Annotated in this window: 19 protein-coding genes; 14 read left to right on the top strand and 5 right to left on the bottom strand. The window is 71.1% G+C overall.

The genetic code is table 11. The annotated features are described in order from the left end of the window. Positions 1 to 106: 106 nt before the first annotated feature. The 6 genes from ACQBJO_RS00560 (at position 107) to ACQBJO_RS00535 (ending at position 4926) form a co-directional block, all read left to right on the top strand. Positions 107 to 1171: a phosphotransferase family protein gene (locus tag ACQBJO_RS00560; RefSeq protein WP_421007774.1), complete on the top strand. Its 1065-nt coding sequence runs from the start codon at positions 107 to 109 to the stop codon at positions 1169 to 1171. Between the two features lie 31 nt (positions 1172 to 1202). Further along, entirely contained in the window at positions 1203 to 1961 is a 759-nt protein-coding gene (locus tag ACQBJO_RS00555; protein WP_421007773.1) for an SDR family oxidoreductase, read from the top strand. A 527-nt stretch (positions 1962 to 2488) separates the two neighbouring features. Continuing rightward, positions 2489 to 2881, top strand: a complete 393-nt coding sequence (locus ACQBJO_RS00550; protein ID WP_421007772.1) for a peptidase inhibitor family I36 protein — start codon at positions 2489 to 2491, stop codon at positions 2879 to 2881. A gap of 106 nt (positions 2882 to 2987) precedes the next feature. Further along, entirely contained in the window at positions 2988 to 3800 is an 813-nt protein-coding gene (locus ACQBJO_RS00545; RefSeq protein ID WP_421007771.1) for a hypothetical protein, read from the top strand. Beyond that, positions 3797 to 4432 carry a CDP-alcohol phosphatidyltransferase family protein gene (locus ACQBJO_RS00540; RefSeq protein WP_421007770.1) on the top strand — a complete coding sequence of 212 codons (636 nt, stop codon included), beginning with the start codon at positions 3797 to 3799 and terminating at the stop codon, positions 4430 to 4432. The genes ACQBJO_RS00545 and ACQBJO_RS00540 overlap by 4 nt, the downstream gene beginning before the upstream one ends. After that, the gene (locus tag ACQBJO_RS00535; protein ID WP_421007769.1) at positions 4429 to 4926 is read left to right on the top strand and encodes a hypothetical protein; all 498 of its coding nucleotides are present in this window, start codon (positions 4429 to 4431) and stop codon (positions 4924 to 4926) included. Before ACQBJO_RS00540 ends, ACQBJO_RS00535 begins: the two co-directional genes overlap by 4 nt. Here the strand turns inward: ACQBJO_RS00535 and ACQBJO_RS00530 are convergent. Continuing rightward, on the bottom strand, positions 4912 to 5877 hold the full coding sequence (locus ACQBJO_RS00530; RefSeq protein ID WP_421007768.1) for a helix-turn-helix transcriptional regulator: 966 nt from the start codon (positions 5875 to 5877) through the stop codon (positions 4912 to 4914). The two genes, ACQBJO_RS00535 and ACQBJO_RS00530, sit on opposite strands and share 15 nt — an antisense overlap. A 126-nt stretch (positions 5878 to 6003) precedes the next feature. Here ACQBJO_RS00530 and ACQBJO_RS00525 point away from each other — a divergent pair, with 126 nt between their 5' ends. From ACQBJO_RS00525 to ACQBJO_RS00510, 4 genes are all read left to right on the top strand, one after another. Continuing rightward, positions 6004 to 6594 (top strand): DUF664 domain-containing protein, encoded by a 591-nt coding sequence (locus ACQBJO_RS00525; RefSeq protein WP_421007767.1) that lies wholly within the window; start codon positions 6004 to 6006, stop codon positions 6592 to 6594. 7 nt (positions 6595 to 6601) lie between these two features. Continuing rightward, on the top strand, positions 6602 to 7231 hold the full coding sequence (locus tag ACQBJO_RS00520; protein ID WP_430407134.1) for a VOC family protein: 630 nt from the start codon (positions 6602 to 6604) through the stop codon (positions 7229 to 7231). Between the two features lie 166 nt (positions 7232 to 7397). Further along, positions 7398 to 7910: a MarR family winged helix-turn-helix transcriptional regulator gene (locus ACQBJO_RS00515; protein WP_421007765.1), complete on the top strand. Its 513-nt coding sequence runs from the start codon at positions 7398 to 7400 to the stop codon at positions 7908 to 7910. Then, positions 7907 to 9595, top strand: coding sequence for an MDR family MFS transporter (locus ACQBJO_RS00510; RefSeq protein ID WP_421007764.1), 1689 nt, complete (start codon positions 7907 to 7909; stop codon positions 9593 to 9595). The genes ACQBJO_RS00515 and ACQBJO_RS00510 overlap by 4 nt, the downstream gene beginning before the upstream one ends. A gap of 306 nt (positions 9596 to 9901) precedes the next feature. On the opposite strand, the gene ACQBJO_RS00505 is transcribed toward ACQBJO_RS00510, so the two are convergent. Further along, positions 9902 to 10837 (bottom strand): pseudouridine synthase, encoded by a 936-nt coding sequence (locus ACQBJO_RS00505; RefSeq protein ID WP_421007763.1) that lies wholly within the window; start codon positions 10835 to 10837, stop codon positions 9902 to 9904. Between the two features lie 83 nt (positions 10838 to 10920). Between ACQBJO_RS00505 and ACQBJO_RS00500 the strand changes: the two genes are divergently transcribed. The 3 genes from ACQBJO_RS00500 to ACQBJO_RS00490 all read left to right on the top strand — a co-directional run bounded on the left by ACQBJO_RS00500 (position 10921) and on the right by ACQBJO_RS00490 (position 14027). Then, complete coding sequence (locus ACQBJO_RS00500) at positions 10921 to 11943, top strand: pirin family protein (RefSeq protein ID WP_255184937.1); 1023 nt, start codon at positions 10921 to 10923, stop codon at positions 11941 to 11943. Positions 11944 to 12020: 77 nt separating this feature from the next. Then, entirely contained in the window at positions 12021 to 13019 is a 999-nt protein-coding gene (locus ACQBJO_RS00495; protein WP_421007762.1) for a DUF2330 domain-containing protein, read from the top strand. Positions 13020 to 13178: 159 nt separating this feature from the next. Then, complete coding sequence (locus ACQBJO_RS00490; protein WP_421007761.1) at positions 13179 to 14027, top strand: hypothetical protein; 849 nt, start codon at positions 13179 to 13181, stop codon at positions 14025 to 14027. 8 nt (positions 14028 to 14035) lie between these two features. Here ACQBJO_RS00490 and rsgA read toward each other — a convergent pair whose 3' ends face one another. The 3 genes from rsgA to ACQBJO_RS00475 form a co-directional block, all read right to left on the bottom strand. Beyond that, positions 14036 to 15133, bottom strand: coding sequence for a ribosome small subunit-dependent GTPase A (rsgA, locus tag ACQBJO_RS00485; protein WP_421007760.1), 1098 nt, complete (start codon positions 15131 to 15133; stop codon positions 14036 to 14038). Positions 15134 to 15205: 72 nt separating this feature from the next. Then, entirely contained in the window at positions 15206 to 15709 is a 504-nt protein-coding gene (locus ACQBJO_RS00480) for a hypothetical protein (protein WP_255184933.1), read from the bottom strand. A gap of 9 nt (positions 15710 to 15718) precedes the next feature. Continuing rightward, on the bottom strand, positions 15719 to 16198 hold the full coding sequence (locus ACQBJO_RS00475; protein WP_255184932.1) for an ATP-binding protein: 480 nt from the start codon (positions 16196 to 16198) through the stop codon (positions 15719 to 15721). A gap of 100 nt (positions 16199 to 16298) precedes the next feature. Between ACQBJO_RS00475 and ACQBJO_RS00470 the strand changes: the two genes are divergently transcribed. After that, positions 16299 to 17180, top strand: coding sequence for a DUF5926 family protein (locus tag ACQBJO_RS00470; RefSeq protein WP_255184931.1), 882 nt, complete (start codon positions 16299 to 16301; stop codon positions 17178 to 17180). Positions 17181 to 17182 lie beyond the last annotated feature (2 nt).

The following is a 17182-nucleotide window of genomic DNA, read 5'->3' as shown; positions in this document are numbered from 1 at the left end:
CCGGCACCTCCCTTCGAGACGCTTGCTGCGCAAACTCCTCAGGGAGCGGGTGGGCCGGGCAGGTAGGGTCGGGCGACATGAACCCGGGTTCAGCACAGGAGCGGCGATGAGTGCCGGAGCGGTCCGCGAAGAGGACGCCTTCGACGTGGCGCAGGTGAGCGCGTGGCTGCGCGAGCACGGCGACCCCGAGGTCGTCCGGGCGCTCGAGGGCGAGCCGCAGGTGCGCCAGTTCGACTCCGGCGCGTCCAACCTCACCTACGAGCTGCGTTGGCCCACAAGGGCGCTCGTGCTGCGGCGCCCGCCCCATGGGGCCCTCGGCGGCAGCGCGCACAACATGCACCGCGAGCACGACCTGCAGGCGGCGCTGCACCCCGTCTTCCCCCACGTGCCGCGGATGGTCGGGCTCTGCACGGACCCCGAGGTCCTCGGCAGCGACTTCTACGTCATGGACAAGCTCGAGGGCACGATCGTCGGCCGCGACCTGCCCGACGGCGTCACCCTCACCCCCGAGCAGGCGACCACCCTGTGCGAGGCCGCTCTGGCGACGCTCGTCGAGCTGCACGAGGTCGACGTCACCGCCGTGCCCCAGCTCGCGGCCCTCGACCGCGGCGACGGCTACGTCCACCGCCAGGTCGAAGGGTGGTCCTCCCGCTACCGCGCAGCCGCGACCGACGACGTCCCGGACTTCGAGGACGTCATGGCCTGGCTGGCGCAGCACGAGCCGGCCGATCGGCCGCATGCCTTGATCCACAACGACTTCCGCCTCGACAACCTCGTCCTTGACGCCGCCGACCCGACGCAGGTCGTCGGTGTCCTCGACTGGGAGCTGGCGACCGTCGGCGACCCGCTCATGGACCTCGGCGGGGCCCTGGCCTACTGGGCCCAGGCCGACGACGACGCGACGATGCGCTCCCTTCGCCTGCAGCCGACGCACCTGCCGGGCATGCTCACCCGCGCCGAGATCGTCGAGCGCTACTGCGCCGCACGGGGACTCGAGGTGAGCGCTCGGGAGTGGGCCTTCTACGAGGTCTTCGGCCTCTTCCGCCTCGCGGGCATCGCCCAGCAGATCTATGCCCGCTACGTCTCCGGCGCCACGACGAACCCGCGCTTCGCGGCCTTCGGGCCGATGGTCACCTATCTCGACGCCCGCTGCCGCACCCTCATCGGCTGATCCCCCCTTCGCCCCACACCCAGGAGTCCCCATGACCTTCACGACCCTCATCACCGGCGCCAGCTCCGGCCTCGGCGCCGAGATGGCCCGCCAGTTCGCCGCGCTCGGCCACGACCTGGCCCTGACCGCGCGGCGCACCGACCGGCTCGACGAGCTCAAGGCGCAGATCCTCGCCGCCCACCCCGACCGCCGCGTCGAGACCTATGCCCTCGACGTCACCGACGACGACGCCGTCACCGCCGTCTTCGACCGGGCGAAGGGGGACTTCGGTCGCCTCGACCGGGTCGTCGTCAACGCCGGACTGGGCAAGGGCGCGCCCTATGGCAAGGGCAGCCACTACGCCAACCGCGAGACCATCGAGACCAATGTGCTCGGCGCCGCGATCCAGACCGAGGCCGCGATGGCGATCTTCCGCGAGCAGAAGGCCGGCCACCTCGTGCTCATCGCCTCGGTCACCGCGCTGCGCGGCATGCCGAAGTCGATGACGACCTATGGCGCCTCCAAGGCCTTCCTCGCCTCGCTCGGCGAGGGCATCCGCAGCGAGATGATCGGCAAGCCCGAGCTCGACATCGACGTCACCGTCCTCTACCCGGGCTACATCCGCTCGGAGATGAACGAGAAGGTCGAGCAGCGCACGAAGTTCATGGTCGACACGGAGACCGGCGTGCGCGCGATGGTCGTCGCCATCGAGGGCCGCAAGGCCAAGGCGCTCGTCCCCGCGAAGCCCTGGGTCGCCGTCGGCTCCGCGATGAAGGTGCTGCCGCTCTCCGTCGTCCGCAGGATGCTCTGACCCCCGCTGGTCGGGGTGGCCGAGCGCCAGCGAGGCCCTCGAGACCCGTCTCCTCCTCCGGCTCCTCCTTCGGCTCCGGACGAAGGGGGACGACGGCGCCCGCCGAAGTCCTTCGACTCGCAGTCGTGTTGCGGTTTTCGTCTCTGACTTCGGCTTGATGTGCGCCGTCATCCCCTTTCGCCCTGCGCGTCACCTGCTCGCCGGGTCAAGGGGCGTGACCTCGCATTGCCCTACGGCAATACAGTCTGGTGGGTGGTGGCCAGGCGGTTGGTGAAGTCGTCGATGGCGTCGACCGAGCCCTCTCCCTCGAAGACCCTCAAGCGCCGCGTCGAGGACGCCTCCACCGTCCAGTAGCGCGCGTGAAATCGTCATGTTGTGGGCTGCCACGCCTAGCCTCGGCGACCAAGGAGACGACGACGCATCTCCCTTAAGAATTCTTTACCCAGTTCTGGGCAAATAATTACCCCCCCCGCCCCCGAGTGGCAAGGTTGACGAACAGGTTCGACTCACTCAACGGGGAGTATCAGATGAAGCGAATCACAACGACGATCTGTGTTGCAGCAGCCCTTACGATCACGCCAGCTGTGGCCAGCAGCGCGGATACCGCGAGTTACTCCGATTGCCCGAGCGGAAACTTCTGCGTGTGGACTGGCGGGTACGCCACAGGTGACTGGTGGGGCAGCGACACCAACGCTCGAGTGTGGAATAACACCCTGGCAAACAATGATGACACCGCCTACAACAATGGTACCTCCGGCCTCGCCGTCTTGGTGTACGACGGTGGCTGGTACAACGACCCGCACTATTGCCTCAAGCGCGGGGCACGACTCACTCTCCCGGACAACAAGGACAATGACGGGGAGAGTCACCAGTGGATGACTGCTTCGTCCGCGGCCGCGCAGGCTCCTTGCCTTGGCTAGAAGGGCAGCTGCGACGCTTTCACTCCTCCTAGCGATTGCGGGGTGCACCTCAGAGGGCGCCCAGAGCGCCTTGGATCCTGCCGAAAACAGGCGCAAGATTCAGCCCTTGGACCGGCAAGAACTTGCGATCATCTGGAAAGACGCCGCCCGCGGGGAGGCCTACGAGGACGCGAACTTCCGACGCTGCATGTCGGCAGCTGGCGTAACCATCGAGACGCCAGAGGGCTCCGGCGATTCCAACCAGAGGCTCGAACTGCCGAGCAAGTACGCACGCGCGACCAAAGTAAACCTTTCACCGTCCGTCGGCCGTCAACTTCGCCTGTTGAAGTGGAGAACATCCACAGACTGGCCCCAGAAAAACCCTCGAAGCAGAGGGTCGACGACTCCAGCCAGCGCAGAAAAGTACAGAAAGGCGGCCTACGGCTCCGGTGAGGAGCTCGAGTTCAAACAGCCTGGAGGGGGAGTCCTGTCCATTCCGATTCAAGGCTGCGCGGGCCAATCGATTCGCGACACCTACGGTATCGACCCTGGCGAGTTCCATAAGCTGAAGCAGTCGGTACCCCACGAGAACGGGCTCGTAGAACTCTCACTCACGAAGGCGAAAAATGCTGTCACCCGCTACTCGGAGTGCATGACGTCCAAGGGGCACACAGCGGTGCATTCTCCGGTCGAGGTATTCGACGGACTCTCTGCTTCGATCGATGAATACTTGACTGGTTCGAGGAGCCTCAAGGAAACAACCAAAGGCGAAATAGAACTCCTCACAGCCGACACTTCATGCAAACGGAAGAGCCGAGTCCATGTGGCACTCAGGCGATCCATCGACCGCCTATACTCCGACTGGCACGCGGAGCACGGTGCTGACGGAGCCCGCTTTCACGCTCTCGTCAGGGGAGCTAGGGCAGGCGGGGGTTCATGACGGAAGATCGACGTAGCGGCGTGGGGGCAGACCTTCATTCGCCGCCAGACTCGAGGCTTGCCCGTGCCAGCACGCGCACGGTCGCGAACGGCATCACTCTCCTGCGCACGGGGATCAGCGTCCCGTTGTCGATCGTGGCCATCCACGAGAACTCGTGGGCCTGGCTGGTGGCTGCCTACCTCGTGTACTGGATCGGCGACATCGCCGATGGATGGTTCGCTCGTCGTCTCCAGCAGGAGACCGTGGTCGGCGCCGTGCTCGACATCGTGTGCGATCGAGCGTGCACGACCTTGGCAGCAGCGGCCTTCATCCACCTGGAGCCCGCGGCCTCTTTGCCGCTGGCGATCTTCCTGCTCCAGTTCTGCGTCGTGGACATGATGCTGTCCCTGGCCTTCCTGCCGCTGGGCGTCATCAGTCCCAACTACTTCCACCGCGTCGATCAGCGGATCTACGACCTCAACTGGTCGCCCCCGGCGAAGGCCCTCAACACCTCGCTCGTCGTGATCGCCGCCGTCGCGGGGCAGTTCGAGGTCGCGGCGCTCATTGCGCTGGCCCTCCTAGGCGTCAAGCTCTTCAGCACCCATAGGCTCCTCACGGTGGTCTGGCCGCGACAGTCGACACAGGCACGATGAGCGGACTGGCTGGCAGTCTCGAGCTCGGTGCGTTCTTCGCTCTGGGAGTGCTCTCGGCGCTCGTCCCGATCGTCAACGCCGAGGCGATCTCCGTCGGCGCCGCGGCCGTCGACCGCACCTGGCTCCCCTCGGTCGTCGTCATCGGTCTCGGTCAAGGCGTCGGCAAGATCGTCCTCTTCCTCGGTGTTCGCCGTGGCAGTGCCTGGACCTCCCGACACCTGCACAAGCGGTCAGCCCGCACCACCACCCCGTCGCGCCTCGGCGCGAAGGTCGCCCGGTGGGCCAAGATCCTCATCGCGCAGCTCGACCGCCCCGTCGTCGGTGGGGCGGTGGTCTTCGTGAGCGCGATCTCCGGCTTCCCCCCGCTGCTCGTGGTCGCCGTCGCGGCAGCGATGTCGCAGGCGTCTCTACGCATCTTCGCGCTGAGTGTCATCGCTGGCCGGATCATGCGCTTCGTGCTCATCGCCTATCCCGTCGCCTCAGCCGCGCACTGAAACAACCCTCTTCACCCCGGCGACGAACTCGTCGATCGCCACTCCCAGCTCTGGCGGGTCGAGCACCTCCATCGTGGCGCCGAGGTCGAAGGCGGCGAGGGTCAGGTGGCGGGCGAGGCTCGCGAGGTCGTCGGCGCTCGACTCGAGGTCGGTGACACCGGGGCGCACCTGCGTCGCGACGCCGTAGGCGGCGGGCACCCGGCGGCGCACCGCCTCGGCGTCGGCGGTCAGGCGCACCCGCACCCGGTGGGCGTAGCCGGCACGGGTGACCGCCCGCCGCACGTGCTCGACGGCGTCGGGCGCCGGCCGCGGGCGGAAGCGGAAGGTCGACGCCCGCACCCCCGCCATCCGGTCGAGGCGGAAGGTGCGCCAGTCCTCCCTTCGCCCGTCCCACGCGAGCAGGTACCAGCGGCGACCCGTCGCGACGAGGCGATAGGGCTCGACGTCACGGTCGGTCATCTCCCCGCCGCGCCCGGTGTAGCCGAAGCGCACCCGCACCTGGTCACGCACCGCGTGGGCGAGGACGACGAGCACGCCGGTGTCGACGTCGTCGGTCGCGCCGGGCAGCAGGGCGGTGGCGTCGGCGAGCGCCGCCACCTCGCCGCGCAGCCGCGGCGGCATCACCTGGTCGAGCTGCGTCAGGGCCCGCACGGCGGGCTCACCGATCGCCGAGATCCCTTGTGCCCCCACGCGAAGCGCCACCGTCACGGCCACGACCTCGTCCTCCTCGAGGAGCAGCGGCGGCATCCGCCCGCCGCTGCCGAGCCGGTAACCACCACCCACCCCGGGCGTCGCCTCGACGGGATATCCCAGCTCGCGCAGCCGCTCGACGTCCCGCCGCAGGGTCCGGGTGGTCACTCCGAGCAGCTCGACGAGCTCGGGCCCGGTCCACACCGACCGGGTCTCGAAGAGCCCGAGCAGTCGCAGCGCACGTTCGGTCGTCTCGGCCATGTCCACCATCATCCTCGGATCGGTGACAGGAACTGTCCGCAATGCCGTGGACAGTGGGCTCCAGGCGAAGGGAGGTCCCTCCCTTCGCGGCACGAGCACCGAGACCACGACCGCAAGGAGCCCGACATGTACAACCCGGCCGTCCACGACGAGGCCACGGGCCTCGCGGAGTACGTCGACCAGCAGCTCGAGGGTCTGCGCGCCAGCGCCCACGGCCTCACCGAGGAGCAGGCGCGCCTCACCCCGACCCGATCGGCGCTGTCGATCGGCGGGATCATCAAGCACACGAGCTATGTCATCGCCGCGCCGGACGAGAAGGAGGCGCGCGTCGAGGAGGGCGGCGAGATCACCGAGGACGCATATGCGGCCTTCATGGACACCTTCGCCCTGCGCGCCGACGAGACCCTCGCCGAGACGATCGCGACCTTCGACCGGCGCCGGGTCGCGGTCGTCGAGTGGATCCGCTCGCTCGACGCCGATGCCGACTCGAGCGTCCCGCCGGCCCCCTGGTACGGGCTGATGACGAGCTCCGACGTCAAGATGCGCTACTCGATCGTCCACTTCATCGAGGAGCTCGCCCGCCACGCGGGTCACGCCGACATCATCCGCGAGCAGATCGACGGGGCGACGTCGCTCGAGCTGATCCTCGCCGACACGGGCCGGCCGGCGACTCCCTTCGCCCAGCCGTGGAGCGCCCCGGAGCCGGCCACGCCATGATGGCGGGGTGAGGATCACCGGCCTGACCATCGCCAGCCCCGACGTCGCCGCCACGCAGGACGCGTGGCGGCGACTCGGCACGCTCGACCGCGAGATCGAGATCCAGTCGGGAGAGGGCGGCCTGGCCGCCGTCACCCTCGGCGTCGACGACGTCACGGCGACCGAGCGGCTGCTCCAGCGGCGCGGCCTCGTCGGGGACGCCAGCGGCTTCGACGTCGGCGGGCTGACCTGGCGGCTCGCCACCTTCGTCGAGGGCGAAGGGAGCACGGACGTCGTCCTCGACCACGTCGTCGTGCGCGCCGGCGACGCCGAGCGGGTCGCCGCCGACCTCGGCGCGCGCGTCGGCCTCGACCTCCGGCTGGACCGGCGCCTGACCGAGCACGGCTTCCGCGGGCTCTTCTTCCGCTGCGGCGACGCGGTGGTCGAGGTCGCCGCGCCGATCGAGCCGACGGGCGACCCCGACTCCTTCGGCGGCCTGGCCTGGCGGTCCACCGACATCGAGGCCACCCGCGCGCGCCTCGTCACCAGCGGCGTCGAGGTCTCCGAGGTGCGCACCGGCCGCAAGCCCGGCACCCGCGTGGCAACCGTCCGCGACCGGGCCCTGGGCACCCCGACCCTGCTCATCGAGCAGGGCTGACCGTCCCCCCTTCGCCAGGTAGGCCGTCCCACCCCGGTGCACCGCCCCGACGAACTCCGCAAAACCCTAGGGTCCTGCATAGTTCCAGCCCACCGGCCGCCCGGGACCCAACACCTCGACCGACGTTGATTTGGATGCTTGCGGCACGCAGGTATATAGTTGACGTATGCACGCAACCAACCCCACCGTCGCAGTTCACCTGCAGGAGACGCTGGGTCAGGTCTTCGGGCTCTTCTCGAAGATGATCGCCCGCCGTCAGGCGCTCGACCCCCAGGCCATGAGCCGCACCGACTACGCCCTCCTCGGCACGCTGGCGCACTGCCCCACCGAGGCCGGGATCCGCATCTCCAAGCTCGCCGAATCCCTCGGCCACGACCTGTCGACGATCAGCCGACGGGTGAGCCACCTCGAGACGCACGGGCTCCTCGAACGCCTGCCCGACCCCAGTGACGGGCGCGCCTCCACGGTGCGCCTGAGCGGGGACGGCCTCCAGACGCTCCTCGACGAGCGCAGCGCCCGCACCGGCCTCCTCGGCCGGATGCTCGCCGACTGGCCGGAAGAGGACCTCGTCGACCTCGACCGTCTCCTCACCCGGCTCGCCGCAGATCTTGCCGCCGACGCGCAGTCGGCGACGCACCCCCCTTCGCCCCTCCAGACCTCCGGAAGGACCGCCTCTTGAGCACCACCACGGCATCCGCCCCTTACAAGATGAGTACGGAGAACAAGCGCGTCTTCGCCGGCCTCATGCTCGGCATGCTCGTCGCCTCCGTCAGCCAGACCATCGTCGGCCCCGCCCTGCCCCGGATCGTCTCCGAGCTCGGCGGCATGGACCACTACAGCTGGGTCGCCACCGCGGCCATGCTCGTCTCGGCCGTCACCGTCCCGATCGTCGGCAAGTTCTCCGACCTCTACGGCCGTCGCGCCTTCTACCTCGGCGGCATCGTCGTCTTCATGATCGGCTCGATCATCGCCGGCTTCTCGCAGAGCTTCTGGATGCTCGTCGCCGGCCGTGCCGTGCAGGGCCTCGGCATGGGCACCCTGATGCCGTTGTCGCAGACGATCATCGGCGACATCATCCCGCCGCGGCAGCGCGGCAAGTACCAGGGCCTCATGGGCGCGGTCTTCGGCGTGACCTCGGTCGCCGGCCCGCTCCTCGGTGGCGTCATCACCGACCACCTCGGCTGGCGCTGGCTCTTCTTCGTGTCGCTGCCCGTGGGCCTGATCGCGCTCGTCTTCATCGCGCGATTCCTCCACGTGCCGCACACCCCGCGCAAGGCGCCGATCGACTACCTCGGCATCAGCACCCTCTCGACCGGTCTCGTCGCGCTGCTGCTCGCCGTGTCCTTCGGCGGGTCGAGCTGGGCCTGGGGCTCCACCGAGTCGATCAGCCTCTTCGTCCTGAGCGCCGTCCTGCTCACCGCCTTCGTCCTCGTCGAGCGCAAGGCCGTCGAGCCGGTGCTGCCGCTGCGCCTCTTCGCCAACCGCACGATCAGCCTGAGCCTGGTCTCCGCCTTCGGCGTCGCGATCGTCATGTTCGGCGCGATCATCTACATCCCGGTCTTCGCCCAGGGCGTCATCGGCGTCAACGCGACGAACTCCGGCCTGATCCTCATGCCGCTCATGCTCGGCTTCATCATCTGCGGCATCGTCACCGGGATGCTCATCACCCGCACCGGCCGGTACCTGCCCTTCATGCTCACCGGCATCGCGATCATGGCGGTCGGCGTCTTCCTGCTCACCCGCCTCGACCACAACGCCACGAGCCTGCAGCTCACCGAGGCGATGGTCGTCCTCGGCGTCGGTCTGGGCATGGCGATGCAGCAGTACACGCTCGTCGTGCAGAACGCCGTCGCCCGCGCCGACATGGGTGTCGCCACCGCGTCGACCCAGTTCTTCCGCAACGTCGGATCGACCGTCGGCATCGCGATCTTCGGTGCGGTCATGTCGAGCGGTCTGCAGGAGAAGATCGCCTCGCACCTGCCCGGCGGCATGCCCGCGCAGGCCGGCGGTCACATGGACGCCGGTGCGGTGCTCGACCCGAGCGCCCTGGCGAAGCTGCCCCCGGCCGTCGCCGACGCCGTCCGCTGGGGCCTGGCCGACAAGCTGACCGATGCCTTCGCACTCGGCCTCCCGATCCTCGCGGTCGTCTTCGTCGCGACGCTCTTCATCCCCAACAACCCGCTGCGCGAGTCCAACGACGACCACCCGGTCGAGGACGCCGGCCAGCAGGTGCTCGACGCCTATGCGTCGGAGTCCGGTGAGAGCGACCCCCGCACCTCGGGCGAAGGGGGCGCTGCCGCCGGTACCGGGTCGGTCGGGTCCGACTCGGCCGAGTCCGACCTGGCCGGGGCGCGCCGGGGCTGAGTCCCGGCCGGGGCGCAGGGGCCGGGTCCCGGCGCCTCGCCCCCGGAAAACTGGGGATCGGGGACCGATCCCGGCCCCTACGCCGTTGCTCCGTACTGCGAGCACGCCGGCCGGGGGCCATCCGGGACCGATCCAGCTGCATACGCCGTTGCTCCGTACTCTGGGCCGACCCGGGGTACGGAGCAGCGGCATATGGGGCCGGGAGACCTGCAGTGCCGCCAGTCCCCTCGCCGCGGCCGACCCGGGGCGGGAGCGGCTGCTCGGAGTACGGAGCAACGGCGTATGCAGCCGCGGGTACAGCCAGGCTCAGGCTGGCGGGGCGATCGGCAGGGTCCGACCGCTGACGAAGCGCCGCGTGCGCCCGTCGACGGGGTCCTCCAGCTCGAGGGTGCTGGCGAGCAGCTGCAGCGGGTTCGAGAAGTCGTCGACCGACACGTCGAGCACCTCGGGGTAGAGCGGGTCGCCGACGATCGGGATGCCCAGGCCGTGGAGGTGCAGGCGCAGCTGGTGGGTGCGCCCGGTGCGCGGCGTCAGCCGGTAGACCGCGAGGCCTCCGCCCTCCGAGCCGACCTCCGCCTCGACCTCGATGTCGGTGATCGCGTTGACCGGGGCGCCGGGCACGACCTGCGCCTGCCAGACGCCACGCGTCTTGGCGATGTGGTTGCGCACGGTGAGCGGGAAGGTCAGGTCCGCGCGCCGGGGCGCGAGCGCGAGGTAGGTCTTGCGGACCCGCCGGTGCTCGAAGAGCGTCTGGTAGGCGCCACGCCACCTCCGCTCCGTCGCGAGCAGCAGCACCCCCGAGGTCACCCGATCCAGGCGGTGCAGCGGGGTGAGCTCCGGCAGCCCGAGCTCGTCACGCAGCCGCACGGTGACGCTCTGCATGACGTGCCGCCCCCGCGGGATCGTCGAGAGGAAGGGCGGCTTGTCGACGACGACGAGCCGCTCGTCGCGGTGCAGGACGGTGATCTCGCCGGGCACCTCCGGCTCCTCGCGCAGGTCGCGGTGGAACCACACGAAGGTGTGCGGCCGGTACGGGTCCTCGGCCAGCAGCACCGACCCGTCGTCGTAGACGAAGCGCGCGTCGGCGAGCATCCCGTCGACGTCGACCCGCTCGGGCGAGGTGTCGCGCAACCAGTGCCCCATCGTCGACCAGGGGCGCGGCCGACCATGGTCGTGGTCGGGCGTGCGCACCCAGGCCGCACCGAGTCCATGGCGCGGCGGCAGGGGCGAGCGGGGAGGCACGGGCCCGAGACTAGGCGACCTCCCGGAATGTTTGATTTTCAACTACTGTTGACCCAGGTGACCACCAACCGAAGGAGCACCAGATGCCCGCCGTGACCGTCGACAACATCCTCACCCTCCCGCGCGTCACCCAGCCGGTGCCCGACGCGGTCTCCCGCCCGGTGCTCTCGGTGAGCACCGCGCCCAAGGGCTTCGAGGGCGAGGGCTTCCCGGTCCGCCGCGCCTTCGCCGGCGTCGACATGGCGCGCCTGGACCCCTTCATCCACATGGACCAGATGGGCGAGGTCGAGTACCAGCCCGGCGAGGCCCGCGGCACCAGCTGGCACCCGCACCGCGGCTTCGAGACCGTCACCTACATCATCGACGGCACCTTCGCCCATGAGGACACCCACGGCGGTGGCGGCCTGATCACCGACGGCGACACCCAGTGGATGACCGCCGGCTCCGGCCTGCTGCACATCGAGGCCCCGCCGGAGGAGCTCGTCGTCAGCGGCGGCGTCTTCCACGGCCTGCAGCTGTGGGTCAACCTGCCCAGCCACCAGAAGATGGCCGACCCGCGCTACCAGGACATCCGCTCCGGTCAGGTCGGCCTGCTCTCCAGCCACGACGGCGGCGCGCTGCTGCGGGTCATCGCCGGCGAGCTCGACGGCCACGAGGGCCCGGGCATCACGACGACGCCGATCTCGATGATCCACACGACGATCGCCCCGGGTGCGCGCCTGCACATCCCGTGGCGCGAGGACTTCAACGGCCTGGCCTACGTCCTCTCCGGGCGCGGCACCGTCGGACCCGACCGTCGCCCGATCCGGGAGGGCCAGCTGGCGGTCTTCGGCGCCGGAGGCGCCCTCGAGATCACCGCCGACGACAGCCAGGACTCGCGCAGCCCCTCGCTCGAGGTCGTTCTGCTCGGCGGGCGCCCGATCCGCGAGCCCGTCGCCGCCTACGGCCCCTTCGTCATGAACACCCGTGACGAGCTCGTCACCGCCTTCGAGGACTTCCAGGCCGGCCGCCTCGGCGTCATCCCCAAGACGCCGAAGGTCCGCCCCGCCCTCGAGATCGCCGAGGCCATGGCCCAGGGCGGCCACCCCGGGCACGACGTGCTCTGACCCGATCACCGGGGAGTCCTCCCCCTTCGTCCCGCCGCTGCGGTGGACCACACTGACGAGGGACGAAGGGGGATGACGTGACCATCTCGAGGACCGGCCGTCGGGCCGCTGCGGTCGCGCTGCTCGCGACACTCGTGCTGTCGGTCGGCATGGTGGCGCCCGCGAGCGCCTGCGCGTGCGGTGGCGTCGGCGCCCCCACGGGCGAGAGCGTCTCGGTCAACGAGGAGTCCGCGGTCGTGCGCCACGACGGCGAGACCGAGGACATCCTGCTGAGCTTCGACATGTTCACCTCGGCGCAGGACGTGGCGCTCATCCTGCCGCTGCCGGCCCAGGCCGAGCTCGACGTCGCCGACGTCGACACCCTGGGGCAGCTCGAGCGCGCCACCGCGCCCGACATCGTCGAGCGGCGGGTGCTGCGTGGCCTGCAGCTCCCCGTGATCGGGGGCGCGGCCGGCGACGGTGCCGGAGCGAGCCAGCCACCGGGCGTCCACGTCCTCGAGGAGGGTGAGCTCGGGCCCTTCACCGCCACCCAGCTCACCTCGACGTCGACCGCGCCCCTGACCCGGTGGCTCGACGAGCACGGCTACGACGTCCGCGACGAGGTCGTCGCGGCCACCCGCCCCTACCTGCGCGAGGGCTGGGTCATCGCCGCCATCAAGCTCACCGCCGGGCCCGACTCGCCGCACGCCCTCGACGGCGAGCTGCAGCCGATCCGGGCGACCTTCCCCTCCCGCGAGATCGTCTACCCGATGCGGATGCAGGCCACCGCGGCCTCGGTCAGCACGCTGCGCGTCTACACGTTGACCGAGCACCGGACCGACGTCGACTTCGGCGAGATCGAGCCGGGCGTCGCCTTCGCCGGTCCGCTGCGCGCGGGCGACGTGCCGGCCGGCTCCACGCTGGCCGAGCTGACCCGCGAGACCCCTTTCGTCACACGGTTCGACACCTACGTGCGCCCGGAGGAGGTCACCACGGACATGACCTTCACCCGATCGGCGACCGACGCCACCTATCGCCGCCAGGAGGTCGTCGAGACCGACTACCCCTGGTTCCTGCGGATCTTCGTGCCCTCCTAGGGGACCTTCGCCTTCTGGTTCGTCGTGCTACCCCCGGTGCTGCTGATGGCCGGGGTGCTCTGGCTGTTCCTCCGACTGGTCCGGGGGCAACGACGGGCCCGGTGACTCCCCCGGGCGAGTCGCCGCAGCGCTGTCGGACCCGTGGGTGAGGATGAACCCGTGACCAGCCCGTCGGCGACCCGTCAGGCGGCCCCGGCCGATGCGGCCCGGCCCGCGACGAAGGGGGGAGGCTCCCCCCTTCGCCACTGGCCGTGGGCGCTGGTCGCGGTGGCCCTCCTCGCCCTGGTCGCGGTCGGCTGGTCGGCGACCGCCTCCTATCCCGAGCACGCCGGCTCGTGCGCCGAACCCGGCTGCGAGGTCGCGGCCGGCCACCGGGTCCTCGCCCACTGGGGCGGCATGGCCGCCGCCGGCCTCGCGCTCGCCGCGGGGCTGATCGCCTGCCTGCGCTCACGCTCGACGCAGCCGACGACCTTCCCCGCCCGGCTGTCCCCGATGTGGCACGGCACGGTCGTCGGGATCGTCGTCATGGTGCTGGCGACCTTCACGCTGTGGCCGACGGTGCGCGTCGGCATGCTCAGCCCGCCGCTCGGGGTCGCCGTCCTCGCCGTCGAGTGGGTGCTGCTCGCCGTGGCCCTCGACCGCATGCACCTGGCCGCCCGGCCGGCGAGCGCCCCGCGCCGCCGGCTGCTCCAGTCCCTCGCGGTGGCAGCGGCCGTCGTCGTCCTCGAGGTGGCGCTACCGCTCGTCTCGCCCTTCCGCGCGCTGTCGGCCGGCATGCTGCAGATCGCGCTCGTCCAGGCCGGCGTGGCCCTCGCCCTGACGACCTGGCTGTCGCTGCGCGACCCGGCCGGCCATGGCGACGCCGCCGACGAACGGCGCACCGCCCGCCTCGCCGCCCTCGGCATGCTCGTGGTCGTCGTGACCGTCGCCGTCACCGGCCTGCACCTCGGCCCCGGCAGCGCCGCGCGCTTCGGCCACGACCTGGCCGACCTCGTCCACCCCTGGTAGCCCGCGGCTCAGGCGAAGGGGTCGAGCCCCCGCTTGAGGGCCGCCTGCGCCTTGCCCGACTTCCCGATCGCCGCCCACCGCTTGCGGGCCGCTGACCGGGCCGCTGGGTCGGTGCGCATCGCCATCCACTCGGCCTCGCGCTGGAGCTTGCCCCAGCTGTGCCAGCGCCGCTCGTCGAGCTCGCCGGAGTCGAGCGCGGCGCGCACCGCGCAACCGGGCTCGGTGTCGTGGCCGCAGTCGGCAAAACGGCACGACGCGACGAGCTCCTCGACGTCGGGGAAGGTCAGCGCCACCCCCTCGCCGTCGTCGTGCAGCCCGATCGAGCGCAGGCCGGGGGTGTCGACGAGGACCCCGCCGCCGGCGAGGACGACGAGCTCGCGGGCGGTCGTCGTGTGCCGCCCCTTGCCGTCCTGCCGCGTGCCCGAGACGACCTGGACCTCTTGCCCCGCAAGGGTGTTGACGAGCGTCGACTTGCCGGCGCCGGACTGGCCGACGAGGGCGGTCGTGCCGCCGGCGAGCGCGGCGGCGAGGACGTCGATGCCCTCGCCGGTCTCTGCGGAGACGACGTGGACGTCGACCCCCGGCGCGCTCGCCTCGACCTCGGCGCGGGTCGTGTCGGGGTCGTAGGCGAGGTCGGACTTGGTGAGCACGACGAGCGGCTGGGCGCCGGACTCCCACGCGACGACCAGATAGCGCTCGATCGTCGAGAGGTTGACCCGGGTCTCGAAGGGCACCGCCACGAGCACGAGGTCGAGGTTCGCCGCCATGACCTGGGCGTCGGAGCGCTCACCGGCGACCTTGCGCACGATCGCGGTCCGCCGCGGGAGGACCAGCCGCACGACGTCACCGTCGGGGCGCCGCTCGAGACCGACCCAGTCACCCGTGGTCGGCGCCTCCTCGAGCGTGCTGCCGGCGGGCAGCCGCACGAGCGCGGGCACGGCCCCGTCGGTCGTGTGCACCGTGACCCGGCCGCGGTCGACCCGGCCGACGCGCCCCGCCACGAGGTCGAAGGGAGAGCCCGTCACGGCCTCGTCGAAGGCCGCGGCGGTCGCCTCGTCCCAGCCGAGAGCGGCGAGCGTCGGTGCTGCAGAAGTGGTCTCGTCCATCCCCGTCACGGTCGCACCGCGCGGGCCGGGGCCGCCACCGAATTTCGGGGGGGTGTCCCCCTTCGTCATCGGTCAGGCGCGGCGGCGACGCAGCCAGAGGACGAGCCCGACGACGGTGACGACGACCGCGATGCAGCACAGCGCGCCACCGATGGAGGCCAGGACGATGCTGCCGACGGACAGGTTGTCGCCGACGACGAAGGGGGCGGTGCACGTGATCGTGTGGCTGCCGGCCTGGTCGGCGTCGATCGCCATGACCCGGTGCAGCGTCTTGCCGCCGGCTGTCACCGTCTGGTCGCCGGAGCCCGAGTCGGTCACCGCGCCCGCGGGACCGGTCACGGTGCACGAGGCGGACTCCGTCTCCGACCAGACGGCCACCGACTCACCCTCCTCGAGGGTGACGGTGAAGGCGCCGGTCTGCATCGGCTCGTCGGCGAGGTCCTGGCTCTGCCCCAAGACGGCAAAGCCGCCGATGCCGCACAGCACGAAGGAGATGAGGAGGATGACCAGACCGGTCACGAGGACCCACGGGGTCCCGCGCTTCGTGGGCTGCTGGGGCGGCATCGCGTAGCTCATGCGCCCACCCTACGGACCGACGCGGCGCCGCGAGGGCCCGCCGAGCGCGGCCCAGACGGTCGTCTGCTTGTCGTCGCGCTGCACGCCCCACTCGTGGGCGATGCTGCGCACGATCCGCAGGCCGCGGCCGGAGGTGGCCCACATCTGGCGGGGTGCCGGGGCCGGCTCGGTCTCCGCGCCGCCGTCGCTCACCTCGACCTCGACGTTGTCGCCGCGGGCCTTCCAGTGGATGCGCACCGTGCGGTCGCCCAGGGGCGAGGCGTGCCGCAGCGAGTTGGTGACGAGCTCGGTGACGACGAGCTCGGCCTCGCCGATGACCTGCTCGCTGACCTCGCGGGCGGCGAGGTCGAGCGCGATCGCCTCGCGCACCCGGGTGACGGTCTGCAGCTCCCAGCGGGCCCGGATCGTGCGGGCCTGCCCCCGGCCGATCTCGCCCCCGAAGGAGTCGAGCGTCGGTGCGCTCGTGGCGCCGTCGTGTGGCTGGCCCATGGTCTGACGATCCCTTCATCGCGGTCGCTGGCCCCGACATTGTCCCTGCCCCGGCGGTGCGACCCAACTCCCGGGCCCGGCACCGCCTACGCTGACCGCCATGGGTAAGGCTTCACGTCGCAAGAAGGACGCGCAGGGCAAGACCAAGGTCGCCCCCGCGCCATACGTCGCACGCCCCTTCGAGGGGCTGCCGGGCGAGCCCGACTGGGTGGCCGCCTACGAGATCCTCCCGGCGGCCACGGCGACCCTGACGCTCAAGGCCGACGCGGTGCCCGAGGGCTCCCCGGAGACGGTGACCCTCGCGAGCGTGCTGCCGATGGCATGGCCCGCACTGCGCCGCCAGGACGGCAGCGTCCTCATCGCCAGCCAGTCCGGGTCGAGCAGCGGCGACCCGAGCCGCGACCTCGCGCAGGCGCTGCTCACCGCCCTCGCCGCCGAGCCGGGCGCCCCGATCTCGCAGCTGCCCCGCACGACCGCCGAGACCCCGCGGCTGCAGGACCTGCTCGACCTGTCCGCCCCCTTCGACATCACGGTGCACGAGGGCTTCGACTTCTGGGTCGAGGGCCAGGAGGTGAGCGGCGAGGCCGCCGCCTCCCTCGAGCGCGCCAACGAGTCCGTCGTCCCGACCGTCGCGATCGCCGGCACCCCGAGCACCTACTGGTGCCGCATCGGCGAACGCACCTACATCCGGCACGTCCTCGCCGACGACGAGGAGTCCGCGACGACCGCGATGGCCCGGCTCCAGGCGAAGGGGGAGGCTCACCTCGACGAGGAGCGTCGCCTCCTCGGCGCCTTCCGCGCCGGTGGCCTGATCGTCCCCGTCTGGGAGGTCGCGCCCGACTCCGACCCGTCGGAGCACGAGAGTGCGGTCGCCGACTTCGCCGGCCGCTACGCCGCGGCCGCCGCCTCCACCGACGAGCTGACTGCCGAGGAGCGCCGGGCCCGGTCCGGTCTGCTCTCGCGGCAGGTGACCCTGCGCTGACC

It is taken from the genome of Janibacter zhangyanbonis (assembly GCF_050507325.1).
In the GTDB taxonomy this organism is placed as follows: Bacteria; Actinomycetota; Actinomycetes; order Actinomycetales; family Dermatophilaceae; genus Janibacter.
The sequence above is the reverse complement of the archived record's forward strand: the minus strand, read 5'-3'. Positions and strand labels throughout refer to the sequence as shown.